Source organism: Paenibacillus amylolyticus, from assembly GCF_050990605.1.
GTDB classification, from domain to species: Bacteria; Bacillota; Bacilli; order Paenibacillales; family Paenibacillaceae; genus Paenibacillus; species Paenibacillus amylolyticus_H.
In genome coordinates this window covers 1,878,231-1,903,498 of record NZ_CP158832.1, presented here as the reverse complement: position 1 = coordinate 1,903,498, position 25,268 = coordinate 1,878,231, and the positions used below count along the sequence as shown (strand labels likewise).

Sequence of the window (25,268 nt, the reverse complement as noted above, 5' to 3'; positions counted from 1 at the left end):
TGACTGCATGACCAAACAAAAAACCTGTATTCAACGAATTTCCGTTGAGTCTACAGGTTCTATCATGTGGTTCGTAATCTTAAATCTCAGTATACGTATGCAACGTAAAGGCTACTCTGCTTCATCATACAGACGTAGCAGTTCTGTAAAATCAGAGATGAGCACATCTGAGCCCGCAAGCTCCTCATCACGGCCGAAACCGGCATAAGCACATCCGATGACCGCCTGACCGTTCATTTTACCAGCTTCCACATCAGAAGAGCGATCCCCTACCATCCATGCATCCTGAATACGATGTTTCTCAAGCAGGATCTGCACCAGATTAATCTTGGAGGGAGTCTTGTACTGGCCTGCACTGTATACCCCTTCAAAGAAAGGCATAATCTCGTGTGCAAACGCCACACCCTTCACATAGTCCTCCAGCCCGTTACTTGCGACAAAAAGACGCACACCTTGTTGTTTCAGTGCTTGCAGCGTTTCTTTTACACCCGGATACAATTGGGAACTTCCTTGATCAAGCCCCTCAATCTCCAGTTGAAGCAGCAGTTCGTCTGCACGACGATGTGCCGCTTCCGACGCCTCAGGCATAACCACTTTCCATATATCTTCGAGCAACATGCCCAAGCTTCCCAGCATCCGTTCCTCGGGTGGAGTTTCTCCTTCAAAATGCCCTTCGGCACGCAATGTATCAAATAGCTGCTGGTAAGCTGGCAACAACAGGGTCTCTGTCTGAAATAGCGTACCATCCATGTCAAAAATCATCGCTTCCGGTTTGAGCAATACCTTCTCTTTATTCATGTCCAATGTTCCTTTCGGATTGGGATATTGTATGTGTAATTGGAATCGTTCACTTCCAATGATAAACATAACGTTTGAACGTGTAAACCAACGAATGTAAAACATCGTCAGCCTTAACCTTATACACAAACAACCAAACATTATATTATAGTTGAACAAACTATATACAAAAGAACTTTCTTTACGTATAATACTAAAAAAATAGTACTTTAGACGCCCAATCTAAAGACCTAAAATTATGACTTTCCGGTTTTTTCGACATCTACATATACCCCATAGAGAGGAATAACAAACATGAAAAAGCGTAAGACCTTTAAGATTTTTTATAAGATCGGATTAGGATATTTACTCGTACTGGCTGTACTGGCTGGTTGCATCCTGCTGATTCAGAACAGCACAAGTCAGCTCCAACGGGAACTGGATTTTCTGGTCGATCACGATATGAGAGTACACGCCCTCACCTATGAACTCGAAAAAAACATGGTAGATATGGAAACCGGTCAACGCGGTTACATCATCACCGGTCAGGACAATTACCTCGATCCCTACACCCAAGGAAAAGAGCAACTTATTACACTCAGAGATGAACTTGCTGCTTTAATTTCGGATAATCCTGCTCAGCTTGCACTTTTGGAAGACATACATACTAATATGGAAAACTGGGTCCAGGTCGCTGGTGAACCTCTGGTCGCCCTTCGCCAAGCAAATAATACACAAGCCATTCGAGATTTTTTTGCAGATGATCCAGGCAAAAGAGACATGGACCAGATTCGCGCCAACCTCGATACGTTTCGAACCAACGAGCATACGTTGACCGATAACCGTACAGCAGCGCTGAAGCAAAAAAACACACTACTGAACCTGGAACTGTATGGAGCACTTATCATCGTGGCCATGATCTCGTTCATCACGGCATTGGTCCTGTCACGTGCCATTGTTAGAAACATCCGTATCGTCAAGCAGTCATTAAATGACATCGGTTCTTCCAATGGTGACCTGACACTGAGAATCGCTACGCCAATGAAAGACGAAACTCGTGAACTCGCGGAGGCAGCCAATACAATGCTCGCTGGTTTGCAGCAGATGATGCTGGACGTTCAGAGCAATGCCATGATTCTGAGCACAGCTTCGAATCGTTTGGATAAAGGGGTTGCCGATAACAATCTTGCAGGAAAAGAAGTTGCCACTGCCATGGAACGTGTCGCTGAAGGCGCTGATGAACAGGTTGCTCTTACGCAAACCATGGCAGCTGCGATGCAGCAATCCCTCACCGGGCTTAATCGTGTCGCCTCTTCGGCAAGTGACGTAGCAGAACGTGCTGTGCGTACCGAATCCATTGCCGTGGATGGGCAACAACGAATTGATAATGCTGTAGGTAAAATGAGTTCCATTGAGCAGTCCTTCCTCTCTGTACAGGAAGCCATTAATGAAATTTCGATGATGTCTGATCAAGTGATCAACATTGCAGACTCCATGTCGGGTATTGCGAGACAAACGAATCTGCTTGCACTTAACGCCGGAATCGAAGCTGCCCGCGCTGGGGAAAATGGACGAGGCTTCGCTGTCGTTGCCGCGGAAATCCGTAATCTTGCAGACCAGAGTGCAACCTCAGCCAAAGAGATTACAAGCATATTGGAAACCGTGGTAGCAGGTGTTCAAAGTACGGTGCAGGTGGTTGATGAGAGCACTCTACATGTGAATGAAGGGTTGCGGACCATTGAGGATGCAGGTAATGCTTTTTCAACCATTACTCAGCATATTCATAACCTCAGTGGTGAAGTTCTGGAGGTATCTGCTGTTGTCGAGGAGTTAACTTCCGGAAGTGAGGCTGTAATGAAGTCCATCAATGAAGTATCGGCTGTTGTGGAAGATACTGCATCAGCCACGGAAGAAGTATCTGCGATGACCGAAGAACAACTTGCTTCTCTGCAGGAAATGTCTGACACATCCAAGCAGTTGAATGAAATGTCCGATGCACTTGACCAACTGGTTAAGCGATTCAAGCTTGCTTGATCCTAACCAATCTATTGATGAAAAATCTCTATCTAGCTATCGTGTGCATATATCCAAGCAAAGAAGCATCACAGTCGGCTCACACAAGCCTCTGCGATGCTTCTTTTGCGTTAACGGGAGCTGCTCATGGTAAAGGTAAACTGTGCCTTCATATAAAAAAAATGAATTGCTCCTTATCTTATTTCGATTGTCCCGTGTTTCGCAGCGCTTCAAGCACAACCTGTGCCTGATAACCATCGTTAAAGTCATATATTTTAGCTGGTTTGCCTTGTATGCGGGCAATGACATGTTTAAGTACAGGCAGTTCGCTGGCAGATTCAAGCACTTCCACTGGAGTAAGTGGCTGGCCCACCATGCCAGTCTTCAATTCTTCCCAATTTTCCAGGGCAATCGTACCTTCCGTACCGTACACCACCATGGATACACGTTCTTCACCCGCAAAATGTGAGATGCCGTTTAGCTGAATTCGGGTCCCGTCTTCCAGTTCCAGTGCAGCCTGTGCTTCAAGTTCACACTCTCCATTCTCAGGATATTGAACCTGAGTACTTACTACCCGGATGGCTCCAAACACCTTTTGAATCATATGAATCCAGTGAATCCCCACTTCAAGAATAAATCCACCTTGTTCCCGGCTCGAAATCCATGCATTCTGTTGCCATGATCGTGGCCACTGCGGGAATTGCAGAATGAGATCTATTTTGCGAATCGCCCCTACGATACCCTGCTCAATCATCTCTTGAAGTTTCAGCACGGAAGGCTCATGCGGCATAGAGAAATGGATGGCGTGAACGACACCCGCCTGCTCTGCTGCATCCATCATCTCTTTGGCTTCTTCTACACTATTGGCAAGCGGTTTCTCGCAGAACACATGAATTTTGCGCTCCAGTGCTTCCATGACAACCGGATAATGAAATTTCGGCGGAACTGCAATATACAGCAGATCGATCTGATGTTCATTCAACAATTGCTTGTAATCCGTATACGTCCTGACTCCCCGGTGAGAAGCTGCAAAAGACGCCAAACCTTCCTCATTTGCATCACACACCGCTACAATCTCAATCTCCGTGTCCATCTTTGTATTCTCGACTAGATGAACCATATGTAATCCCATTTTACCCAGCCCAATCAGTGCCATCTTGATGACCGCCATTCCATCCCCTCCCAATTTCTTTCCAGTATAACAGAAAGCAAAGAATTGCGAATGCGATGCGTTGATACGAAAAAAGATAAATATCTAGCTTTCAAGTCGCTATTAGAGACTGAAATTCATCATTTACAGTCATTATTTTACATTATTTGTAATTAAGTTTCGTTTGAGTAAATCGTTGCAGGGATATATAACCAATTATTTTTACTTTATCCAGCAACACTTAAAGCGTTACCAACTTAAGAATCAGGAACTTAGGCTCACAAAAACAAGTTGACAAAAAACCACAAAAAAAGATACTCTTCCTAATAACAATGAATATTTCCTCTGACAACCTTAGACAGTAACTTGCATTAAACAAATGGAATATGCGTATGGTTCTAATAACCTATTTCATGAAGCGAGGTGTCCCGCATGAGAACAGTTGCGGACTATTTGGCAGAAACTCTGCGTAATCTAGGCGTTACTCATGTCTTTGGTATTATTGGTAAATCCATTTGTCCTGCTGTACTAAAAATGGTGGATTACGGATTGGAGTTCATTCCAGGCCGTCATGAATCCAGCTCAGGTTTTGCAGCATCCGGTTATGCATTACAGACAGGTAAACTCGGCGTTGCCTTTGCCACATCCGGTCCAGGCGGAACCAATCTGCTTACTGCAGCAGCCCATGCAAAGGCCAATAATCTGCCTGTACTGTTTATTACGGGTCATCAATCCATTCAGGAACTGGGGCTACCCCAGTGTCAGGATTCCTCTTCCTATCTGGCTGATCTGGCCGAGATGTTCAGGCCCGCTACGTTATTCAGCAAACTGGTTGAGCGTGGTGATCACTTCGGTACACTGCTGAATCATGCCCTTTCCATTGCACTCGGCCCCAATAAAGGCCCTGTTCATCTCTGTATTCCTTTTGACGTACAGACTGAATTGTTATCCCAATGCCGGATTGTCATTCCCGAACCGGAGCCTCTGCTTAGCGTATCTAATCTGAATCGTATTCTTCCTCTCATTCAACAATCCAACCACCCATTAATTATTGCTGGTAAAGGTGTAAGTCGCGCCAGAGCCCATGATGAATTGCTTCAATTGGCCGAATCGTTCAACATTCCCGTCATTACTACTCCTGGCGGAAAAGGAGCGATTGCGTGGGACCATCCCCTTTACCATGGACCTTGTGGTGTTGGAGGTTTCCCGCAAGCAGACGACATGTTGAACCAAAGTGACCTTTATATCGTACTCGGTTCCCGTCTGAGTGACATGACCCTCTGCAATCTGAAGCCTGATCATCATCCGGTACAGCTCATTCAATTTGACGCTGATCCTACATTTGTAGGCAAGATTCTGAGCGCTCAAACCTTACATATCACCGGTGATTTGAAGGACAACCTGCAATATTGGCTGGGCACATTAGAAGACCTCCCTACTCCTGTGAGAACAACGACACCCGTGGATTACACTGTCCCTTTACCAGATCTCCCCCAACTGTCTTTGGCTTCTGTGCTAGATGGAATGAGCGATCTGCTTCCGTACGATCATAAGCTGTTTGTTGATGATGGCAGCCATGGATTTCATGCGGTCCAGCGATATAAAGTCAAGAAACCAGGCAGCTTTGTGTTTGACGCTTACTTTGCCTGCATGGGTAATGCCATTGGTATGGCGATAGGTGCAAAGGCCGCTTCACCTGAAGAGACCGTTGTATGCATCACCGGTGACGGATGTTTCATGATGCTGGGAACGGAGATCAATACTGCGGTATGCAACAATCTGAATGTCATTTTCATTGTCGTTAATAACAAACAATTGGACATGGCACTCAAAGGAATGGAAAAAACAACAGGTAGAATCGATGGCACATTATATGAAGTTCCTATGGATGCAGCCAAATTTGCCGAATCTCTCGGTGCGGTTGCATTTCGTGCAGAAACTCTTGCCGAATTCTCATCTGCGCTGAACACAGCCCAGACGTTGAATCAGGTAACTGTTATTGAGCTTCTGACCGATCGAGATGAGATTCCACCCACGGCCCACCGCACCGTAACTTTGAATTAGGAGGAGTAGATCATGAGTGAACATGTAGCTCAGGGACTAGACCGTTTCGCCAAACTTTCTGGAGAGTACGGCGCAAAAGCCCTCGCCCCCATCAAAGAGCATTTTCCCGAATTGTCGGAATTTATTATGGGTACGGCATACGGGGATATTTTTCAGCGCACCACGATTACGGATCAATGGAAGGAAGTTGCTATCATCTCTTCGTTGATCACCCAAGGCCAGTATGAACAATTAGGGGTGCATTACACGATGGCTCTGAGCGTGGGAGTGACTGTAGATCAGCTCAAGGGAATATTGTTACATCTGGCACCATGTGTGGGTGCTCCACGCGTTATTAGTGCATTTAATATTTTGCTTGCCACCTTGGATGAAATACAGTAATTCACTTTTCTACATTTTTATACATGATTCGACTTTTTTATTGATCTTTTTACATTCCTACCTTTATAATATGGTTAAATTATCCTTCGAACCAGCTCTCATCTTAGAAGCTTTCAGCAGAGGCCCTATGGGGCTGTGTATCCATTAGCAGGATAGCCTTAACTCATTTAAAGGAGAGAGATCAAACATGGGAAATTTCATTCTTAAGACTGACGTTCCAAACAAGGTGTTAAACATTGAACTGGAGGGTTCTTTCTCTCAAGAAGACGGTTTGCGTTCCATCTCGGCCTATCAGGATACGATCGCTCCTCTTAACACCAAGGAGTATGACCTGAACATCGATTGCAAAAAGTTGAATGTTACTGCTCCGGAGATTGTTCCTCTTTTGGAAGGCTGCCTTCAAATGTTCAAAAAAGATGAATATAAAAAAGTCGTGTTGACCCTCGAGAACAACGCGATTCTAAAAATGCAATTGTCCAGACTTGGTCGGTCGGTTGGCCTGGACAATCTCGAAATCATATCTACCGTTACCACTTAATAAACCAGGCGGACAAGCTGTGAATTCACCCTTCCGCTCAAGAGGAGAATGAAGATGGCCGGAATTCGTATTGTAGATATCGATATCTATCACCCAGCAACCAAGGTGCACAATGATTTTTATATTGAACATTTTGATGCAAGAGGTGTAGATATTCGTGGATTGTTAAAGGCACTTGGTCGTGATACACGTTATAAAATTGACAACGATGACGAAAATTCACTAAGCATGGCCTTTGAGGCAGCCAGCAACCTACTGGAGAAAACCGGACTCACCGGTGCAGATATTGATCTGATTGCTTATGCAAGCCAAACGCCAGAATACATCTTTCCTACGAATTCCTTGATGATTCATCGCCTGATTAACGGAGCTTCTCACACGATCTGTATTGACAGTAACGCGAACTGTGCAGGCATGACTGCTGCTTTCGAACAGGTTAGCAGGCAGATGCTGGGCAATCCTCGAATTCGCAGGGCATTAATCATCGGCTCCGATTACGTGGCTCCTCACGCCAGTCCCGATGATCCCGTATACTTTGCCAATTTCGGTGATGCAGCAGCGGCGGTTCTTATAGAGCGGGATGAACATGCTGTCGGTTTCATTGATTCCATCTATCAGACGGATACCTGCGTGTATGGCAATTCTCTTTTTCCTGCAGAAGGCTTGGCAAAGCTGGGCAAAACAGGTGTAGATGCAGGTGCCTTTCATGTGAAATTCATCCCATTTGATGATTCCATCTGTGTGGATGCTGCTTCAGAGTCTATCCGTACCTTGCTGACCCGCAACGAGATTAGACCAGATGAGATTAGAGCCGCCTGCTTCTCCCAGCTATCCATTAGTAACATTCGGGCTATATCCCAGAACGTCGGCATTGATGATGATATTGCCGTCTATATCGGAGATGAGTTCGGATATACCTCAACCAGCAGTCCGTTCATAGCATTGCATCGGGCGGTTTCAACCAGTCAGATTCAGCGTGGTGACAAAGTATTGTTCTGGACCGTTGGAGCCGGGTGGCAAAATGTTGCCTTGGTGGTTGAATATTAGATAAGCCTTTTAAATCCAATAAAACCATCTCTGGTACCACTACTGGAGATGGTTTTTTGTTCTCCATTTTCTACCTATAACGTTCATTGAAAATTTAGCACCATTCAAGGAGAGGGAGTTTTTAGATTGAAGATAAGAAAATCGCTAACTTCATTCTAACAAGACGGAACTCAAAGAGACGACAGAAGTATATGATCTGGTTGAGAACAATATCTATCAAAGTGCATCCGGAAAAGAACTTGTCGGTCCTGAGTATCCACGAATGATTTTTAGGCATCTGCTGTTAAAGATGACACACAAATTTCGCCCACTGTCGAAGTGCCTAATCCAATCGCAGGTTCCGGTCCTTATCGAAGAGTTTTCTCAAATAATGGATACAACTGGTTAAGTACGTATGTAACCATTCCAGATGCCCCATACGTAAAAGGTAATGTTTCTACGGAACTGTAGGCTACTATTCAGCAAACAATCTTATATATAGCAGTTGGGGCAGTGGACAAACTGGAGGATATCACTCTGTGCCTTATCTATTCATCTGAAAAAGATGCTCTGAATGAAAAGTAGCCGTTCTCAAGATTATTCAATCTTGAGAACGGCCACTTACAAATTTATTATAATTACGTTGTTATAGGAATTTAAATACTGAGTTTAATCTACCATTTCTTATTATCTGTAAACGGTCCCTTCGTATCTTGCAGCAACAATTCCATCCACAGTATGATAACTAACCAACACCAAGGTGCCTACATAGCCGTCTGGCGTAACATAATCCGTAAGATATTTTGGTACTCCAAAACCTACAGGGTAATAATGCACTACAGAAAAAGATTTACTCTCGAGCATAGGAGATACTACGTCTGATACACTTGTACTGGTATTCGGTTGAATGTTTGCCGCAGACACGCCTGCACTTGAAATGGAAGTGGTCAGAATAAAGGAACATGCAGTCAACATAAGAACTTTACTAAGTCTCAAAATGATCATCTCCTAAATAGAGTTTTTAACTACAACTTCATTGTATAATATGAGAGTGAATTTTACAACAATATTTGTAAATTATATATTTATATGTAATTTAATCTTAAAAATTATTTATTTATTTTATTATCTTTTCATACAAAAAAGCAGCCCTACTGGACTGCCAGACTTCAGCTTCGATATCAAATATTCAGAATATTTTCTTTGTATCCCGATCGTCTTTCAGAATCTCCACTGCCTCCCGGAAACGTAAGGAATGCACGATCTCCCGTTCCCGCAGAAACTTCAGACTATCCTGCAGATCCACGTCATCGGTCAGGTCAATTAACCATTGATATGTAGCCCGGGCTTTCTCTTCTGCTGCAATATCCTCGTACAAATCTGCAATAGGGTCACCTTTGGCTTGAATATACGTAGCGGTAAAAGGTACCCCTGCTGCATTATTGTAAAAAAGGGCCTTATCGTGATTAACGTAGTGAGCAGACAGCCCAGCTTGCTCCAACTGCTCCACTGTAGCATCTTTGGTGAGTTTATAGATCATGGTTGCAATCATCTCTAAATGAGCAAATTCTTCTGTTCCGATATCATTCAGCAGACCAATAATTTTGTCCGGGATCGTATAGCGCTGATTCAGATAACGCAGGGCTGCCGCCAATTCGCCATCTGCTCCGCCATACTGTTCCATCAGTAATTTGGCCATGTGAGGGTCACATTTGCTCACACGAACGGGATATTGCAGTTTCTTCTCGTAGACCCACATTCCACGACTCCCCCTTTAATTTTTATACTTGCCATGGCCAAGGTGTCTGGGACCACTCCCAAGGATACTTCGAGAAGGCATGACCAAAATTCATTAACGGTCCATACAGCTGTTGAAACTCATGGGCTACTCGCATTCGCTCCTGACTGAACTTGTTATACTGTTCAATACTTTGGAAGTCACCTGGATGGGTATCCAGGTACAGATTTAGCTCCACTAATACGAAGTCCAGCGCCTGAAGTTCTTCCAGCAACTCGTAGTATTTTGCATCACAGGCTTTCGGTGCTTCAGGTTCCATCCGCCTCCACCTTTCTCTCCTTTGTTTTCTTGGATGTATAAGGGCTGTATAATGCAGGCCATAATGTTCCCAGTCTTAGCGCTTCTGCCGGACTGTACTGCGGCCAACCCATGGGCTGGAAAGGTATAAACAACTGCGGTGGAACAAGATACGTACGTATTTCCATCGGTTTACAAGGATCAAACGGCCCCACAAAAGGAGCATAGGCTCGAAGCTGTGGATCCTTCACTCGAAACGCCTCCTTCTACTATGTTTACGTGCATCCCCCATACAATTCAAACCACTGCTTCCCGTCTCCATATGTATATGTTTCTGCTCTACAGGTTAATCCCTATTTAGCACAAATTCATAAAGTAATTCCCAGGCCTTCTTCTCTTGGACCAAAAAAAGACCTTTGGAAGCACCTCTACGGCAGTTCCAAAAGTCTATTTATCGTAAAATGGAGAACTATGTTGACCTCTTGTTCGTCAGACTCATCATCTGACTACAACAAAATCTATTCTCTCGGTGTTTCTTCCGAATTCATGTCTTGAGGGACAGATTGCTTGTACACTCGAACCCTTGTAATACGCAAGCGAGTAGCTTCCTCCACTTCAAAAACGTACCCATTTAACTCCTGCGTTTTGCCCTTCGCCGGACTGCCCCCAAGCTCTTTGAACAACCATCCACCAATCGTATCTACTTCCTCATCCTCAATGATGGCTCCAGTCCACTTATGAACTTCTTCAATAAGAGATCGACCATCGATGGAAAATGAATCGCCGGTACGTTCCATATGCGGACGCTCATCCTCAAACTCGTCATACAAGTCTCCAACAATCTCTTCCAAAATCTCTTCGGCAGTTAAGAGTCCCGCTGTGCCCCCATATTCATCCACAACCAGGGTCATCTGAGAATGTTTCTTCTGCATCATCCGCAACACATGGCTGATCTCCATCGATTCAGGAACGTTCAAGATGGGACGGACAAGCGAAGCCAGATCATGTTGTTGCTCAGGTTTAGCCAGCAGCAGATCGGTGATGTGTATAAATCCAATAATCTCATCCTTGTCTTCTACTGCTACGGGATACCGGGAATGTTTGGTTGCGTTAATTATCTCCAGGTTCTCTTCCAAAGACATATGCGTGTACAGACAATCCATGTCTGTACGTGGCAGCATCACTTCACGTGCCAGCATATCCGAGAAATCAAAGATGTTGTCCATCAGTTTGATCTCATCTTTATCGATGACACCACTCTTGGCACTCTGCTTCATCAGAATACGAAGTTCATCTTCGGAGTGAGCTTCTCCTTCACTGGCAGGTTCGATACCCGCCAGACGCAGCAATGCATTGGCCGATACATTAAGTACCCAGATGAACGGGAAGAAGATTTTGTAGAACAACAGCAAGGGCGCAGATAAGAACAATGCTACTCCGTCTGTTTTTTGAATTGCTAACGATTTAGGTGCAAGCTCACCCAGCACAATATGCAGAAACGTAATGATACAAAAACCGATAATGACCGACACGGTCGAAATAAGCCCTGTATCTCCTACACCAAGTTTAAACATGAGTGGCTCAACGAGCAATTCGGAGATGGCCGGTTCTCCCAGCCACCCGAGTCCAAGCGATGTCAGCGTAATCCCGAACTGAGTTGCCGATAGATAGGAATCCAGTTTACTATTCACCTTCAGTGCATAACCAGCCATACGATTTCCTTCACTCTGTAATTGAGTTAAGCGTGTCTGCCTTACTTTCACAAGGGAAAATTCTGCGGCGACAAATACGCCATTCAAAAATACGAGCAGGAAGACACAGACCAGATTAAATACCAGCTGCCCAAGATGAAATTCGGTATGAATATCCAAGTTGAAACTCCCCTTTTCTATCTATTTCAGGAATACACCTGGAATATCAAGACGTGATTGCCTTTCTAGATTTGAAATCCACACCTTTATAATACATATCTGCCACTAGCAGGTTTGGTCCGCAACAGGATGCCATATCGCAATGGCAATTGACCGTTTGATTCAACGGATGTTCAGCTGACCATTCATGGAACACATCATCCAGTTTACGATCACGAATGTTGCCAAACGCCGGGATATCCGCAAAATCCGTCACATACACATTACCCGTGAACATGTTGACGTTAACGCGGTTGCGTCCGTCCGGATCGTTACGTACCGTCACATTTGGTTCGCTGTATAAACGGTTGATCAGTTCCCGATCCTGCGCTGCTGCACTACACGCGAAGAATGGCAGGGTCCCGAATAACATCCACATATCCTTGTCACGCACATCAAGCAAACGATGAATCGCTGCTCTCATATGATCCAGTGATAACACAGGCAGCGACGAAGCAAAGTTGGAGTTATACATCGGATGCACTTCATGACGAACACAGCCCATCTCACGAATCAATTGGTGAATGCCATCCAGCTTGTCGTGCGTACGGAAGTTAATCATCGATTCCGCAGAGATAAACATGCCTGCTTCACTCAGTTTGCGTGAATTTTCAATCATTTTCTCATACATCTTCACCGCAACTTCACGTTTCACAGGTCTGCCACTATTCGCAAATCCGACTTGATGGAAATCGTCAGCATTCAGATAGTTGAATGAGATATGCATAACGTCCAGATAAGGTAATAGTTGCTCATACCGGCTGATATCCAGTGTTAAATTCGAATTGATCTGGGAACGAATTCCACGTTCCTTAGCATATTTGAGCAGTGGGATGATCATCTCATCCACTGTTTTCTGGCTAAAGCTTGGCTCGCCACCCGTCAGACTAATCGTCTGCAGATGCTCCACTTCATCCAATCGTTCCAGCATCAGAGGAAGCGGAAGAGCCGGCGCTTCACGCATCGTAAGCATATCTCCCACGGCACAATGCTCACACCTCATATTGCACAGATGTGTCACGGTCATTTCTACACTGGTCAGCACATGGCGGCCATATGTACGCAGAGAGCCGATCGGATCCCACGGATCATTCGTTGGCGATAAAGGCATCGGTTGTACCGATCCTGAGTTTAGCATGGTCATTGTTCTTCACCTTATTCCTTTTATTAACCTAAAAAGTTTTATTTACATCATACCTTGTGTTTCTCTTTTTGGAGTTATCTTTTATCATAGCACAATTTTAAATGCTCCGGCATACGTAGACCCTGTCCATTACATGACAAAAAACGCTCAGGCAACTCTGGACCGAATTACGAAACGGCCCGGATATTACGACATGAGCGCTAATCATCTTTCAAGTTATTCAGCTTTCCACCTGCAAACTTTGGGCCGCTGATGGTGTATCGTCCACACCCTCTACACCTGTGATCATCACAGACAGGGCTGTCAGCAGGTTAATTTCATAAGGAGAAGATAAAGTCTGGCCGTCCGCATCTTTTAGAACACGGATAAGCGGACGTTGAGGAACACGTGAATGAATGGATGCAACTACCCCAACCTCTCCCGTACTGAGCTTGACTGAAATACCTACTGGGTATATCGCCACACAATCCCTGAACTTCTCCAGCATCCGTTGTTCATAGAGGGTTCCTGAACCGGTATACAACACTTCTACTGCCTGATGCGGCAGCAAAGCTTGCTTGTACACCCGATTCGTCGTCATGGCATCATACGAATCAGCAAGCGCAATCCATTTGGCATATTCATGAATTTCCTTGTCTTTCAAACCAAAGGGATATCCACTGCCATCAATTCGTTCATGGTGCTGCAATGCACAATGCGCAGATAGAAGCGGTATGCCTGGTTCATCTTTGAGAATACGGTGTCCATATGTAGTGTGCTGCTGAATGATTTTGAATTCCTCGTCACTCAATCTGGAGGGTTTATGCAAGATTTCTGGTGCAATCTGTGTTTTGCCGATATCATGCAACAAAGCGCCCAAACCAATCTCCATTAATTGCTGGCGTGTGTAACCCGAAGCGACACCAAGAACCAGCGTGTACACACATACATTCAGAGAATGGTTATACAGGTCAAAATCGCTGGAGTTCATGTCCATCAGCATAATCATGGCTTCCTTCTGACTGCCGATGTCTTCCAGAATGGCATTCATCACACCACTAAGCGCTTTACCGAAATGAGGAATCTGATTTTTGGTTTTCAGTCCTGACATACTCTGAAATTGCTGTTTGATCTCGACCAGTGCCTTCCTCCTGGTCTCTTCCTGCAACATTTCAGGAACGATGATATCCTCTGTCGCAGCATCTTTAATATACACATAACCGACTCCGAGATCCTTAAGGCGTCCAATCAATCGACTGGTTAGCTCTACATCCTCACTAAGTAATACAAGGCCTTCTTCACTATAAATACGTTTCCCCAGCTTCATGCCAGGCTGCAATAAGTTTATATGTACTAAACGCACAGCCTATCCTCTCCCGCTCCGTAGATGTAATTACCACTAGCCGCCGCTTCAGCAGAAGGCAAGTACTTTTAATTTAGCTTTGATGCCAGCGGGCTCGCAGGCTGTCGTCCAGAGCCCCTGGTCGTTTTATTTCCGTTTCCAGCAAATCACGTATGAATTCCGGAAGATGATAGAGCGTACGGGTTCCATGCGCAAGAGGAGGATACCCTACATTGAACGTAAACATGTCCAGTGTCCCAACGTTATACTCACGTTGTTCGTCCATAGGCTCCCCGTTGATGGATACGGTCTGGATCTTCTCATAGGCTGGCGCATCTGGATTGTACTCAACTTCCATTCCGTCCATACATAACGTGCCTAGAATATGACCACGAAAACCAAATCCCACAATGGGCTTACCTGAAAACTCGTCCAACAAGGACTGCTCAAGTGCTTCACGAATATGACTTCCACTCAAGGATATTGTACAAGTATTTATAGGAGATGGACATAGGGAATGCAACATTCCTTTTGTAATATTACCTTGTGGAAGCTCTCCGAGAAGCTGACCTGAATTCACCAGAGACAGCTGTGCCCCCGTGAAATGGCGAACAGCTTGTGCAAGCAATGTTGCAAACGGGGATTCCTGATCATACGCGATGGGCAGCACCCGATCGGTTATCACTGCCGTCTGATTGAGTGTCCTTTCGGCTTCCATACGATTCGTAGCGATTGCAAGCGCGACCTGATCGTCCAGTAATATACTCTTGGCAGCCACACAACCGCTACTTATTAGTTGGAGAGGTTCTCCCACACTTGTTCGTTCCAGAACCACTTTCCCAAGCCATTGTCCAAATTTCCCAGCTGCGCCCAGCACGGTCTGACCAATGACTAAGGGTTCTTCGAGAACATGATGGGTATGTCCACCGAGAATAACATCAATGCCAGTAATCTGCTCCGCCAGTCTCCGATCTGTCGAAAGTCCCAGATGTGAAAGAACCACCACCACATCCACTTCATCACGCAATGCTTCCACCTGAGCTCTTAGTGAATCCACAGGGTCCAGAACATCCCACCCGAGCAATTCGTAAAACGTTGTAAAAGGGGCCGTTGCCCCCAGAAGACCAACGCGAAATGGACCTTTCTCCACAATCAGAGAAGGTTTCATCCACACTGGCGGAAGACCCGTATCTTGCTCTGCAACATTGCCGCATACCACAGGACACATCAGTCCAGCATAGGTTTGCGAGAGCTGATCTGGCGTAAATGTCAGTCCTTCGTTGTTACCAATTGTAATGGCATCGTAACCCGTCAGGTTAATTACATCAACATTAGCCGTACCCAGTGAACCCTCGGTTTCTACGGCCATCCGGTCCATATGATCGCCGATATCCAATACAAGGAAGTTGCCACCTTGTCCACGTTCCTCATTGATCATAGCGGCGATGGTGCTCATGGAGCCGAAGTGGCTATGAATGTCATTGGTGTGCAGAATCGTTAACGTTTGCTTCTCCCTGGTGCTCATCACACCGCCTCCCCTGCTCTTCAATAAACGTTCATTCTTCTAATGGATAAGCATAACATTTTCCGCGTCGTTATGATATATTTAAAGGGTTTAGAGATCAAAAAGAGGTGAGTCCTATCTATGAAATTGACAATTCAACTATTCGCAGGCATTGCAGAACGTTTAAATACATCCCTTCTGGAGTTTGAGTACATTGGAGACATTCCAACCGCCGCCGATTTAAAAGAAAAACTTAGTCTGGCCTACCCGGAAGCAGCTTCTCAGATAAAAACATCCTTTTTGGCCGTTAACCAGCAGTACGCTCCTGCCGATACTATACTTAACTCAGAAGATGAACTTGCGTTGATTCCTCCCGTCTCTGGAGGCGACGGTACGGATATATCCGATGAGAAGCATCGCTCTACTCCCCTTGAACATCGGACTGAAGATGGCTTATTTCTGATTACAGAGTCCACCTTGTCTGTGGAAGCAACAACGGCGCTAGTAATTACCCCGAATCACGGGGCAGCTCTTACTTTTGTAGGTACGACTCGTGAAATGACCGGTGAACAGCGCACCGTCCATCTTGAATACGAGGCCTATGTGCCAATGGCTCTTTCTCAGTTGGCAGCCATTGGTGTGGAAATCTCCGATCGCTGGCCTGGTGTGTTATGTGCGATCAGTCACCGAATTGGCAAAGTGGATGTGGCAGAGATTAGTGTAGTCATTGCCGTTTCCTCACCTCATCGCAACGACTGTTATGATGCAAGCCGTTACGCCATAGAGAGACTCAAACAGACCGTTCCGATCTGGAAAAAGGAAATCTGGGAAGATGGATCTGAATGGAAGGGACACCAATTAGGACCATGGAACCCCATGGAAAACTGAATAATGAGCCTTTACACCTTTTTAGACAGCGTGGGTTAATAGTAAATAAGTCGTTGTCAACCCATTTTTTTCTTGTTATTATAATCATATGTGTCGATATTAGTCGAGAAAAGGTGGTTTATACGTGAGAGTGCATGTTACTGATCTTAAACCGGGTGACCTGTTAAAAAATGATGTATACAACAGTTCGGGTCTCCACATCCTGATGAAAGGTTCCACCCTCAGTGAAGATGACCTGTCCAAGCTGCTGCAACATGGAATCGATTACGCAGATGTAGAACATACAACATCCGACCCACACTCTGATGCACAAACCTTACCTTCCGATCAAACCACTCTGTTAACTAACTTGTTTAACGATACGATCAAAGGTACAGAATCTCTATTTCAACAAGCGATGGAGAAGGGTTTTATTGATGAGACACAGGTCGATGAGATTTTGTTTACCCTAACAGAACAGTTGGAAAAACAAAAAGATGTTGTCTCCTTGTTGCTTATGCTGGACGGGGATAGCGATTATACGTACAACCATTCTTTGCAAGTCGGAATGCTCGCTTTTTATATTGCCGGCTGGATGGGTTACAACCCCGAGGAATGTCTAACGGTAGCCAAAGCAGGATATCTTCATGATATCGGCAAGTCCAAGATTCCTTCTGAAATGTTACATAAACCTGGTAAATTGACCACGGAAGAATTTGACGAAATGAAGAAACACACATTCTATGGGTACGATATCATTATGGAGTCCACGCAGGATGAAATTTTGGCAACGGTTGCACTTCAGCATCATGAGCGCGAGGATGGAAGTGGTTATCCTCATGGACTGCGAGGAGACGAGATCCACCCATATGCCCGTATAACTGCTGTAGCAGACGTTTACAGCGCCATGACGACGAATCGGGTGTACCAGACCAAACAGGAACTAATCTCTGTTCTGTGTGAACTGTACAGCCTCAGCTTCGGTCAGTTAAATGCTGAAGCAACACAGGAACTGATCAAGCACATGCTGCCTAATTTTATCGGTAAAAGGGTTCTGCTCACCACGGGTCAGACGGGACTAATTGTCATGAATAATCCTGCGGATTATTTCCGCCCACTCGTTCAGACCTCTACGGCCTTTATCGATTTAGCGAAAGAAAGAGATATTGCTATCGTTGAGATCTATGTACAGTAACTGTTCATTGTACACAGCATGTATACGAAGAACCTAACTGAAATAACCAACTCATATGACAAAAGGGACGCCGCAATTGGCTTCCCTTTTGTCTATTCCGATTCAACCATGTTGGATTACACGCAGAATGCTTTTGTGATGATAACCAACAGAATGAACAGTACCAAGATTGCACCAGTGTTTGTGAACATATTGTATCCACCAACGCCGCCTACTCCGCCTACGTTGCCACCACAGCCATATCCTACTTCGCTCATGTGATTGCCTCCTCTTCATCAGGTATACCCTAACATATGACGTTTCCGATGGAATGAACCGGGCGAACAGGCAACATTCGATAAATGGTTGTATGTCTGCATCTACCTGAGTGACTCAGCCTTTTGCTACTCCCTGTTCTTTGCAGGGTTATATATATCGGAATCCAAATGAACCTGGATGCCTTTTTCCTTGCGGTACATGATAACAAGTAATCTCCAAAATTCATAACTGCCTTTGTCATTCATAATAAACGGTCGATAATAATCAAACGCTTGCTGTGCCCATGTGGGACAATCCATATTGGCAAGTTGCCGATGTTGCTGAATCCATTGCCCTTGAATCTCCAGCGTTTTCTGCATGGCTTCAAATATTTTCTTCTGCTCAGTGGTCATCGGCAGAGCCTCCTGTTCCTGAGATACAGTTCCGTATTCGACCTCCAGATATGCACCCGGCTCCGTCACACCGTCTTCACTGGCTGTATAGCCGTAAGATGGTGCACTTGTTTTACGAATCTCATAATGTACATGCGGGCCAGTACTCTGACCCGTGCTTCCCTGATTACCGATAAGCTGGCCTCGCTTCACCCGCTGCCCAACGGTTACGGCAATTCGCGAAAGGTGAGCATAACAATGCAAGTAGCCTCGATGATCTTGAATGGCAACTGTAAGCCCGTAACCGCCGAATCCAGAGCCTGTAACTCCTTCGGAAGCAAAACGCACCCTACCTTCCATAAAGGCATATACGGGGCCATTCCAGGGCTCTGTCACGAGATCAATTCCACGGTGAAATGTCTGTCCACCATGAATAGGATGAATGCGATAGCCGAATGAACTTGTAATCCGATATCCCTCAAAAGGGTTTACGCTCATACACTCACATCCTTTTCTATCATTAAATGCTTAAATCTATGAAATGGCTTGTGCTATTGGTCTTATTTTATTCCACAAAAATACCGCTCAGAATATCATCAGAGAAACCTTATGGTCTCTCCAACGTACACTCCAAGCGGCGTGCTATGCTAATATGATTCCTCTATCAGTTACATATACTATGTTTTTAATTTAACCACTACACACTTCTAATTCAACGGTCTGTATATAACCCCCAGCTGATCCAATTCCTGTCCTGCTCTTCCATAAAATCCGGCTATATACCACCCTGCTGGTGCCTCAAGTTTAATTTGATCCGATGTCTTTTGTCCGCCTTCAATCTTATTTCCAAGATTGGTCGATAACTCCACGTAAAAAATCCGTTTATCTCCATTTCGTGTCCCCTGACCAATCGTGGCCTGGGTTAAGTACTCTCCGTCTGCCAAGGTAAGTGTAGCAATGTTTGATTGACCACCATGTGCCAGATTTGTTCCATCCTTGTAAACCGTTGAAATGCCATCTACACGGTTGCCTGAGTTAAGCACCACTGAGCTAGGTCTGGCATCGGGAATTTGATTCAGATCATTAAACCCAGTTCCCCCGGACCCTCCGATTGTTGAACTTAGTTGGTACTGAGAAGATGTGCTGTACACAAATTCCGCTGTAATCGGATAATGATCGGAGAGTTGATTCCCACTCGGGTCAACAAACGTTTGATTTTCTAACCGATAGCTCTGTGCATTCAGGGACAACGCTTTACTTCCGCGATACAAAATTTTGTCGACTATCTCATAGTTTGGTCCATTTATATTGCTTGCATCCATAAGCGCATCCCCATCAGCGGGAATACTCCCACCTCGAATCAAATCGATCCACGGATCTCTTAATCCATTCTCAGACATGAGCAACTCGATATTGTCAGCCGCACGGGTGTACCGTGTATTGGTATCCCCCAATACGATAACCGCGTTCCCGTCCGAGTTCTCCTTTATGTAATTGGAGAGTTGTCTGATATTATCTCGTCTGGCCTCAAGCGATTTATCATCGCTACCTGCGTCCGCGTGCAAGTTGTACACGTCCACTTTCACCTGAGGTGCGATCTCATATGTAGCTGCTGTAAATCCTTTTGGAGTCAATTCATCACTACCATTATCAAAAAGACCCGATCGCTTATCCCAGGTAATACGTTTCAAGTCACGGAATGGATATTTGGACAGACTGTTCAACCCACTGCCAAAACCCGCGATTCCGCTTGTTGTCGTTAAATACGGCAGGGTGACCTGGGATATCAACTCATTATGATAATTAAAATCCTCTTGCACATTAATGATGTCATAGTCATTTAATTTGGGAGATATCTGAACAGTGTACTCCCTAGGGTTGGAACTGGATACCAGATCCGGGAGGCCACCTACATTATAACTAAGTACGTTGAATGAACCGGATACCGTTCCACCTTCTGCTGCACTCACCGAGGATAAAAATAAAGGAGAGCTCGTAAAAGCAACAATAGCAGACAATACCAAGGCTGCTCCCTTTTTAACTATACTTCTTCGCATCATATACCTCCTCATATTAGAATCTATTCAAATATATGTAACATTCATTAATGGAAGAATAAATCTGTTCTATTCATTTGTATAATCTAATGATTCAATCAGAAATATCTGACCAATTGATCCACATCCCACTCACTCATCGTCTTGTTTGGACAACAAAAAAAGATCAAGGAACTAACTCCCTTGATCTTTCTTATATTCATAAGAGATGACCTGAACCTTGCTACCGCTTAACATCAGCAGCTAGGTTCAGCTTCACGACTTTGAAAGGCGCTGCATTGGATTAACCAATGGAGCCCTCCATTTCGAATTTGATCAATCTATTCATCTCAACGGCGTATTCCATTGGCAATTCCTTCGTGAATGGCTCAATGAAGCCCATGATAATCATCTGTGTTGCTTCTGCATCAGTCAGACCGCGGCTCATCAGGTAGAAGAGCTGATCCTCGGACACTTTGGATACCGTAGCTTCATGCTCCAGCATGATGTTATCATTCATGATTTCATTGTAAGGAATTGTATCTGACGTGGACTCATTATCGAGAATGAGTGTATCACATTTGATGTTGGATTTCGCGCCCTCCGCTTGACGTCCAAAGGAAGCCAAACCACGGTACGTTACTTTACCACCATGTTTACTGATGGATTTGGATACGATTGTAGATGTTGTATCCGGAGCCAAGTGGATCATTTTCGCACCTGCATCTTGGTGCTGGTTTTTACCAGCAACAGCGATGGAAAGTACGGAACCTTTAGCTCCACGGCCTTTCAGTACAACTGCTGGATATTTCATCGTAAGTTTGGAACCGATGTTACCATCGACCCATTCCATCGTTGCATTTTCTTCTGCAACCGCACGTTTCGTAACGAGGTTGTAGATGTTTGGTGCCCAATTTTGAATCGTTGTATAACGAACACGGGCATTTTTCTTACAAACGATCTCAACAACAGCACTGTGCAGTGAGTTCGTACTGTAGATCGGAGCTGTACAGCCCTCTACATAGTGAACAAAGCTGTCTTCGTCCGCAATGATGAGTGTACGCTCGAATTGTCCCATATTCTCGGAGTTGATCCGGAAGTAGGCTTGCAGAGGCACTTCACATTTAACGCCCTTAGGCACGTAGATGAAGCTTCCTCCGGACCATACCGCACTATTCAATGCAGCAAATTTGTTATCTGCTGGCGGAATAACTGTTGCAAAATATTCACGCAGGATTTCCGGATGCTCTCTGAGAGCCGTGTCCGTATCCATGAAGATTACACCTTGGTCTTCCAATTCCTTTTGCATGTTGTGGTATACAACCTCGGACTCATACTGAGCCGATACACCTGCAAGGAACTTTTGCTCTGCTTCAGGGATACCCAATTTATCAAAGGTTTCCTTGATTTCGGAAGGAACTTCCTCCCATGTTTTACCTTGTTTTTCAGAAGCACGCACATAATATTGAATTTCATTGAAATCCAATCCGTCGAGATCTCCGCCCCATTTTGGCATTGGCATCTTTTCGAATTGTTTCAAGGATTTCAAACGGAATTCCAACATCCAATCCGGTTCATTCTTAATCTTCGAAATCTCGGTAACCACTTCTGCAGTCAGACCTTTACCGGTTTGAAAGATGGATTTGTGCTCGTCGCGAAAACCATATTTGTACTCTTCCATTTCTGGTGCTTTTTTAGCCATCTTGCTCTACCTCCCTATCGTTATTGTACTTTGTTCTCTTCGTCAATCCCTTTGCGTAATGCATTCCAGGCCAGAGTGGCACATTTGATGCGTGCAGGGAACTTGTTCACACCGGATAGGGCTTCGAGATCTTCATAATCGTCGAAATCGACTTCTTCACCTTTCATCAGTGAGGAAAAACGGTTAGCGATATCGAGTGCCTGCTCCATCGTTTTGCCTTTGACAGCCTCTGTCATCATCGATGCAGAGGACATGCTGATGGAGCAGCCTTCACCCGTATATTTGGCTTCCTGAACGATTCCGTCTTTCAGCAAAATTTGCAGTGAAATCCGGTCGCCGCACGTTGGATTGTTCAAATTCACCGTGACAGCGTCATTATCAAATGTTCCGCGGTTACGCGGGTTTTTGTAGTGGTCCATTATAACACGTCTGTACAGATCATCAAGTTGCATCGCCAAAATACTCCTTTGTCTGGATTAAGGCGCTGACAAGCCGATCTACATCTTGTTCGTTATTGTATAGATAGAAGCTGGCACGAGCTGTTGAGCTAACTTCAAGCCAGCGCATTAGCGGTTGACAGCAATGATGTCCGGCACGAATGGCTACGCCACTCGCATCCAGCACAGTTGCCACATCATGCGGATGAACATCCCCCAGATTAAAGGTAACGACACCCACATGCCGCTTGGCTGGGCCGTAGATGGTTAAACCATCGATCTCAGCCAGTCGTTCTGTTGCATAAGCTGCCAGCACACTCTCATGATGTGCAATCTCATCCATACCAATCTGCTCCAGAAAATCAATGGCAGCTCCCAACCCTACCGCACCCGCGATAATTGGGGTTCCACCTTCGAACTTCCAGGGAAGCTCTTTCCAGTTGGATTCGTATAGACCCACATCATCAATCATTTCACCACCGAACTCAATGGGTTCCATGGACTCCAGCAGCGCCTTTTTGCCGTAGAGTGCACCGATTCCGGTTGGTCCGCACATTTTATGTCCGGATAATGCATAGAAATCACAGTCCAGATCCTGAACGTCCACCTTCATGTGAGGTGTGCTTTGTGCGCCATCAACAACGATGACAGCACCATTGCGGTGTGCAATTTCAGCAATTTGTTTCACCGGATGGATCAGCCCCATAACATTGGATACATAAGCGATTGCTACAATTTTAGTATTGTTCGTAATCGTCTTCTCGACATCAGCCAATTCAATATGACCGTCAGGCTGAAGCGGAATGTATTTCAATGTTGCACCTGTCTCCTTGGCAACTTGCTGCCAAGGAATCAGATTACTATGGTGCTCCATTTGCGTGATAACAATTTCATCGCCTTCTTTGCAATTGGCGCGGGCATATGATGAAGCCACCAGATTCAGGGCTGTCGTTGTCCCGCGGGTAAAGATAATCTCCTGTGTACGGCGGGCATTGATAAACTTGGCTACCTTCTCACGTGCGCCTTCGTAGGCGTCAGTTGCACGGCTTCCAAGGGTATGAACACCGCGGTGTACGTTGGAGTTCTCATACTCATAATAATGTTTGACTGCTTCGATCACAGCATGAGGCTTCTGTGAAGTTGCAGCACTATCTAAATATACGAGCGGGTGTCCGTTAATTTCCTGGTGGAGGATCGGGAACTGCTCGCGAATGGATGGGTTCATTGTCCCAGCTTCTTCTCAATCAGAGACTGCAATTGGGTGCGCAGTGCTTCCAAAGGAATATCCGCCACCACCGGAGCCAGGAAGCCATAGATGATCAGGCGTTCGGCATCCGTACGGTTAATTCCGCGCGACATCAAGTAATGAATCTGCTCGGCATTGACTTGACCTACAGAAGCCGCGTGACCTGCTGTTACATCATCCTCATCAATCAGAAGGATTGGGTTGGCGTCTCCACGTGCTTTAGGGCTCAGCATCAACACTTTCTCTGTCTGCTGTCCATCGGCTTTGGTAGCGCCTTTCTCAATCTTCGTGATCCCGTTGATGATTGCAGAAGCTTCTTCACGCATAACTGCACGTGTAATCATCTGACTTGGCGTATTCTTACCGAAGTGACGAGCTTCTGTGGTGTAGTTGATTTTCTGCGAACCGGAACCTACAGCGATGACTTTGGAGTCGGAACTTGATCCATTGCCTTTGAGCACAGTCATCGTGTTGCTTGCTGTATCGCCATTGTTCATTTCACCAACGATCCACTCGATCGAAGCATCATTTTCCAAGACTGCACGACGGAATGAAACATCAGTTACATTCACACTCAGTTGATGAACCGATGCAAAACGTACTTTAGCACCGGATTTTGCGAATACTTCCACAACACCATTATGGAAAACAGGTGCGGACAGTTCGCCGGATACATAGTTATCCACATAAGTTACTGAGCTGTTTGCTTCTGCAATCACAAGCACGTGAGGTGCAAACGTTGCAGATGCATCATCGGTAAGCAACACTGCTTGCAGGGGGACTTCGATTTCGACATTTTTCGGAACATACAGGAAGACCCCGCCATTCCAAAGTGCCGCATGTAACGCTGCAAGGGAATGCTCATCTGCTTTCACTGCTGTGTTCAGATATGGTTTTACCAAATCGCCGTGTTCGCGAACTGCTGTAGCCAGATCCGTGAAGATAACTCCTTTTGCTGCCAGATCAGCAGACACTTTAGAGTATACCGTACCGGAATTACGCTGGATAACCAGACTGCCTTCAGCTTGATCCTGAACCAATTCTTTGATAGAAGCAGGTACTTCTGTCAAAGAAGAAATAGCTTCACTTGTTTTATATGTTCCGTACTCGCTGACATTCCAGCGTTCGATTTTTTGTTTTTCCAGTTTAGGAAGCGCAAGCCCGCTCGCAAGCTTTAAAGCTTCGAGCCGCTGTTCGGTCAACCAGCCGGGTTCATTGTTGCTTTCCGACAAGGCGCGAAGCGCTTCAGATTCAACCGGAAGAATTGTTTGTGTAGTCATTAATTAATCCTCC

The 25,268-nt window shown here is 45.2% G+C and carries 24 protein-coding genes; 7 read left to right on the top strand and 17 right to left on the bottom strand.

Annotation, left to right across the window (positions count from 1 at the left end):
• Positions 1 to 111: 111 nt before the first annotated feature.
• Entirely contained in the window at positions 112 to 798 is a 687-nt protein-coding gene (locus ABTV53_RS08790; RefSeq protein WP_047844222.1) for an HAD family hydrolase, read from the bottom strand.
• 294 nt (positions 799 to 1,092) lie between these two features.
• On the opposite strand from ABTV53_RS08790, the gene ABTV53_RS08785 reads away from it, so the two are divergent.
• Positions 1,093 to 2,811, top strand: coding sequence for a methyl-accepting chemotaxis protein (locus ABTV53_RS08785; RefSeq protein ID WP_433752365.1), 1,719 nt, complete (start codon positions 1,093 to 1,095; stop codon positions 2,809 to 2,811).
• Between the two features lie 178 nt (positions 2,812 to 2,989).
• Here ABTV53_RS08785 and ABTV53_RS08780 read toward each other — a convergent pair whose 3' ends face one another.
• Positions 2,990 to 3,961: a Gfo/Idh/MocA family protein gene (locus ABTV53_RS08780; protein WP_433752363.1), complete on the bottom strand. Its 972-nt coding sequence runs from the start codon at positions 3,959 to 3,961 to the stop codon at positions 2,990 to 2,992.
• A 411-nt stretch (positions 3,962 to 4,372) separates the two neighbouring features.
• On the opposite strand from ABTV53_RS08780, the gene ABTV53_RS08775 reads away from it, so the two are divergent.
• The 4 genes from ABTV53_RS08775 (at position 4,373) to ABTV53_RS08760 (ending at position 7,970) form a co-directional block, all read left to right on the top strand.
• Positions 4,373 to 6,004 (top strand): thiamine pyrophosphate-binding protein, encoded by a 1,632-nt coding sequence (locus tag ABTV53_RS08775; protein ID WP_433752362.1) that lies wholly within the window; start codon positions 4,373 to 4,375, stop codon positions 6,002 to 6,004.
• A 12-nt stretch (positions 6,005 to 6,016) separates the two neighbouring features.
• Positions 6,017 to 6,385, top strand: a complete 369-nt coding sequence (locus tag ABTV53_RS08770; protein WP_433752361.1) for a carboxymuconolactone decarboxylase family protein — start codon at positions 6,017 to 6,019, stop codon at positions 6,383 to 6,385.
• Positions 6,386 to 6,572: 187 nt separating this feature from the next.
• Positions 6,573 to 6,923 carry a hypothetical protein gene (locus ABTV53_RS08765; protein ID WP_091032592.1) on the top strand — a complete coding sequence of 117 codons (351 nt, stop codon included), beginning with the start codon at positions 6,573 to 6,575 and terminating at the stop codon, positions 6,921 to 6,923.
• 54 nt (positions 6,924 to 6,977) lie between these two features.
• The gene (locus ABTV53_RS08760; protein WP_433752359.1) at positions 6,978 to 7,970 is read left to right on the top strand and encodes a 3-oxoacyl-[acyl-carrier-protein] synthase III C-terminal domain-containing protein; all 993 of its coding nucleotides are present in this window, start codon (positions 6,978 to 6,980) and stop codon (positions 7,968 to 7,970) included.
• 666 nt (positions 7,971 to 8,636) lie between these two features.
• On the opposite strand, the gene ABTV53_RS08755 is transcribed toward ABTV53_RS08760, so the two are convergent.
• The 8 genes from ABTV53_RS08755 to ABTV53_RS08720 form a co-directional block, all read right to left on the bottom strand.
• The gene (locus ABTV53_RS08755; RefSeq protein ID WP_433752358.1) at positions 8,637 to 8,945 is read right to left on the bottom strand and encodes a hypothetical protein; all 309 of its coding nucleotides are present in this window, start codon (positions 8,943 to 8,945) and stop codon (positions 8,637 to 8,639) included.
• A 193-nt stretch (positions 8,946 to 9,138) separates the two neighbouring features.
• On the bottom strand, positions 9,139 to 9,708 hold the full coding sequence (locus ABTV53_RS08750; RefSeq protein ID WP_433752356.1) for a manganese catalase family protein: 570 nt from the start codon (positions 9,706 to 9,708) through the stop codon (positions 9,139 to 9,141).
• 22 nt (positions 9,709 to 9,730) lie between these two features.
• Entirely contained in the window at positions 9,731 to 10,006 is a 276-nt protein-coding gene (locus tag ABTV53_RS08745; protein WP_076209123.1) for a spore coat protein CotJB, read from the bottom strand.
• On the bottom strand, positions 9,996 to 10,235 hold the full coding sequence (locus ABTV53_RS08740) for a spore coat associated protein CotJA (protein ID WP_311517331.1): 240 nt from the start codon (positions 10,233 to 10,235) through the stop codon (positions 9,996 to 9,998). Before ABTV53_RS08740 ends, ABTV53_RS08745 begins: the two co-directional genes overlap by 11 nt.
• A gap of 267 nt (positions 10,236 to 10,502) precedes the next feature.
• Complete coding sequence (locus ABTV53_RS08735; protein WP_433752354.1) at positions 10,503 to 11,855, bottom strand: hemolysin family protein; 1,353 nt, start codon at positions 11,853 to 11,855, stop codon at positions 10,503 to 10,505.
• A gap of 46 nt (positions 11,856 to 11,901) precedes the next feature.
• Positions 11,902 to 13,038, bottom strand: a complete 1,137-nt coding sequence (gene yfkAB / locus ABTV53_RS08730; RefSeq protein WP_433752353.1) for a radical SAM/CxCxxxxC motif protein YfkAB — start codon at positions 13,036 to 13,038, stop codon at positions 11,902 to 11,904.
• 220 nt (positions 13,039 to 13,258) lie between these two features.
• Positions 13,259 to 14,380 carry an HD-GYP domain-containing protein gene (locus ABTV53_RS08725; RefSeq protein ID WP_433752352.1) on the bottom strand — a complete coding sequence of 374 codons (1,122 nt, stop codon included), beginning with the start codon at positions 14,378 to 14,380 and terminating at the stop codon, positions 13,259 to 13,261.
• Positions 14,381 to 14,453: 73 nt separating this feature from the next.
• On the bottom strand, positions 14,454 to 15,884 hold the full coding sequence (locus ABTV53_RS08720; RefSeq protein WP_433752350.1) for a bifunctional metallophosphatase/5'-nucleotidase: 1,431 nt from the start codon (positions 15,882 to 15,884) through the stop codon (positions 14,454 to 14,456).
• Between the two features lie 120 nt (positions 15,885 to 16,004).
• Between ABTV53_RS08720 and ABTV53_RS08715 the strand changes: the two genes are divergently transcribed.
• Together ABTV53_RS08715 and ABTV53_RS08710 are read left to right on the top strand one after the other, a co-directional pair.
• Positions 16,005 to 16,751: a molybdenum cofactor biosynthesis protein gene (locus ABTV53_RS08715; RefSeq protein WP_433752348.1), complete on the top strand. Its 747-nt coding sequence runs from the start codon at positions 16,005 to 16,007 to the stop codon at positions 16,749 to 16,751.
• Positions 16,752 to 16,875: 124 nt separating this feature from the next.
• Positions 16,876 to 17,925: an HD-GYP domain-containing protein gene (locus tag ABTV53_RS08710; RefSeq protein WP_433752347.1), complete on the top strand. Its 1,050-nt coding sequence runs from the start codon at positions 16,876 to 16,878 to the stop codon at positions 17,923 to 17,925.
• A gap of 116 nt (positions 17,926 to 18,041) precedes the next feature.
• Here the strand turns inward: ABTV53_RS08710 and ABTV53_RS08705 are convergent, their stop codons facing one another.
• From ABTV53_RS08705 to sufD, 7 genes are all read right to left on the bottom strand, one after another.
• Entirely contained in the window at positions 18,042 to 18,182 is a 141-nt protein-coding gene (locus ABTV53_RS08705) for a hypothetical protein (protein WP_017689533.1), read from the bottom strand.
• A 126-nt stretch (positions 18,183 to 18,308) separates the two neighbouring features.
• Positions 18,309 to 19,052 (bottom strand): M23 family metallopeptidase, encoded by a 744-nt coding sequence (locus tag ABTV53_RS08700; RefSeq protein WP_433752345.1) that lies wholly within the window; start codon positions 19,050 to 19,052, stop codon positions 18,309 to 18,311.
• Between the two features lie 209 nt (positions 19,053 to 19,261).
• Positions 19,262 to 20,614: a jacalin-like lectin gene (locus ABTV53_RS08695; RefSeq protein WP_433752343.1), complete on the bottom strand. Its 1,353-nt coding sequence runs from the start codon at positions 20,612 to 20,614 to the stop codon at positions 19,262 to 19,264.
• A gap of 280 nt (positions 20,615 to 20,894) precedes the next feature.
• Entirely contained in the window at positions 20,895 to 22,292 is a 1,398-nt protein-coding gene (sufB, locus tag ABTV53_RS08690) for a Fe-S cluster assembly protein SufB (protein ID WP_062833527.1), read from the bottom strand.
• A 20-nt stretch (positions 22,293 to 22,312) separates the two neighbouring features.
• Positions 22,313 to 22,744, bottom strand: a complete 432-nt coding sequence (sufU, locus tag ABTV53_RS08685) for a Fe-S cluster assembly sulfur transfer protein SufU (RefSeq protein ID WP_017689537.1) — start codon at positions 22,742 to 22,744, stop codon at positions 22,313 to 22,315.
• Positions 22,734 to 23,954 (bottom strand): cysteine desulfurase, encoded by a 1,221-nt coding sequence (locus ABTV53_RS08680; RefSeq protein WP_017689538.1) that lies wholly within the window; start codon positions 23,952 to 23,954, stop codon positions 22,734 to 22,736. The genes sufU and ABTV53_RS08680 overlap by 11 nt, the downstream gene beginning before the upstream one ends.
• The gene (gene sufD, locus ABTV53_RS08675; RefSeq protein WP_433752341.1) at positions 23,951 to 25,255 is read right to left on the bottom strand and encodes a Fe-S cluster assembly protein SufD; all 1,305 of its coding nucleotides are present in this window, start codon (positions 25,253 to 25,255) and stop codon (positions 23,951 to 23,953) included. Before sufD ends, ABTV53_RS08680 begins: the two co-directional genes overlap by 4 nt.
• Between the last annotated feature and the right edge of the window lie 13 nt (positions 25,256 to 25,268).

Coding starts and splice junctions, on each gene's coding strand:
- ABTV53_RS08790 (WP_047844222.1), bottom strand. CDS start 798: ATGAATAAAGAGAAGGTATTGCTCAAACCGGAAGCGATGATTTTTGAC.
- ABTV53_RS08785 (WP_433752365.1), top strand. CDS start 1,093: ATGAAAAAGCGTAAGACCTTTAAGATTTTTTATAAGATCGGATTAGGA.
- ABTV53_RS08780 (WP_433752363.1), bottom strand. CDS start 3,961: ATGGCGGTCATCAAGATGGCACTGATTGGGCTGGGTAAAATGGGATTA.
- ABTV53_RS08775 (WP_433752362.1), top strand. CDS start 4,373: ATGAGAACAGTTGCGGACTATTTGGCAGAAACTCTGCGTAATCTAGGC.
- ABTV53_RS08770 (WP_433752361.1), top strand. CDS start 6,017: ATGAGTGAACATGTAGCTCAGGGACTAGACCGTTTCGCCAAACTTTCT.
- ABTV53_RS08765 (WP_091032592.1), top strand. CDS start 6,573: ATGGGAAATTTCATTCTTAAGACTGACGTTCCAAACAAGGTGTTAAAC.
- ABTV53_RS08760 (WP_433752359.1), top strand. CDS start 6,978: ATGGCCGGAATTCGTATTGTAGATATCGATATCTATCACCCAGCAACC.
- ABTV53_RS08750 (WP_433752356.1), bottom strand. CDS start 9,708: ATGTGGGTCTACGAGAAGAAACTGCAATATCCCGTTCGTGTGAGCAAA.
- ABTV53_RS08745 (WP_076209123.1), bottom strand. CDS start 10,006: ATGGAACCTGAAGCACCGAAAGCCTGTGATGCAAAATACTACGAGTTG.
- yfkAB (WP_433752353.1), bottom strand. CDS start 13,038: ATGACCATGCTAAACTCAGGATCGGTACAACCGATGCCTTTATCGCCA.
- ABTV53_RS08720 (WP_433752350.1), bottom strand. CDS start 15,884: ATGAGCACCAGGGAGAAGCAAACGTTAACGATTCTGCACACCAATGAC.
- ABTV53_RS08715 (WP_433752348.1), top strand. CDS start 16,005: ATGAAATTGACAATTCAACTATTCGCAGGCATTGCAGAACGTTTAAAT.
- ABTV53_RS08705 (WP_017689533.1), bottom strand. CDS start 18,182: ATGAGCGAAGTAGGATATGGCTGTGGTGGCAACGTAGGCGGAGTAGGC.
- ABTV53_RS08700 (WP_433752345.1), bottom strand. CDS start 19,052: ATGAGCGTAAACCCTTTTGAGGGATATCGGATTACAAGTTCATTCGGC.
- ABTV53_RS08695 (WP_433752343.1), bottom strand. CDS start 20,614: ATGATGCGAAGAAGTATAGTTAAAAAGGGAGCAGCCTTGGTATTGTCT.
- sufB (WP_062833527.1), bottom strand. CDS start 22,292: ATGGCTAAAAAAGCACCAGAAATGGAAGAGTACAAATATGGTTTTCGC.
- sufU (WP_017689537.1), bottom strand. CDS start 22,744: ATGCAACTTGATGATCTGTACAGACGTGTTATAATGGACCACTACAAA.
- ABTV53_RS08680 (WP_017689538.1), bottom strand. CDS start 23,954: ATGAACCCATCCATTCGCGAGCAGTTCCCGATCCTCCACCAGGAAATT.
- sufD (WP_433752341.1), bottom strand. CDS start 25,255: ATGACTACACAAACAATTCTTCCGGTTGAATCTGAAGCGCTTCGCGCC.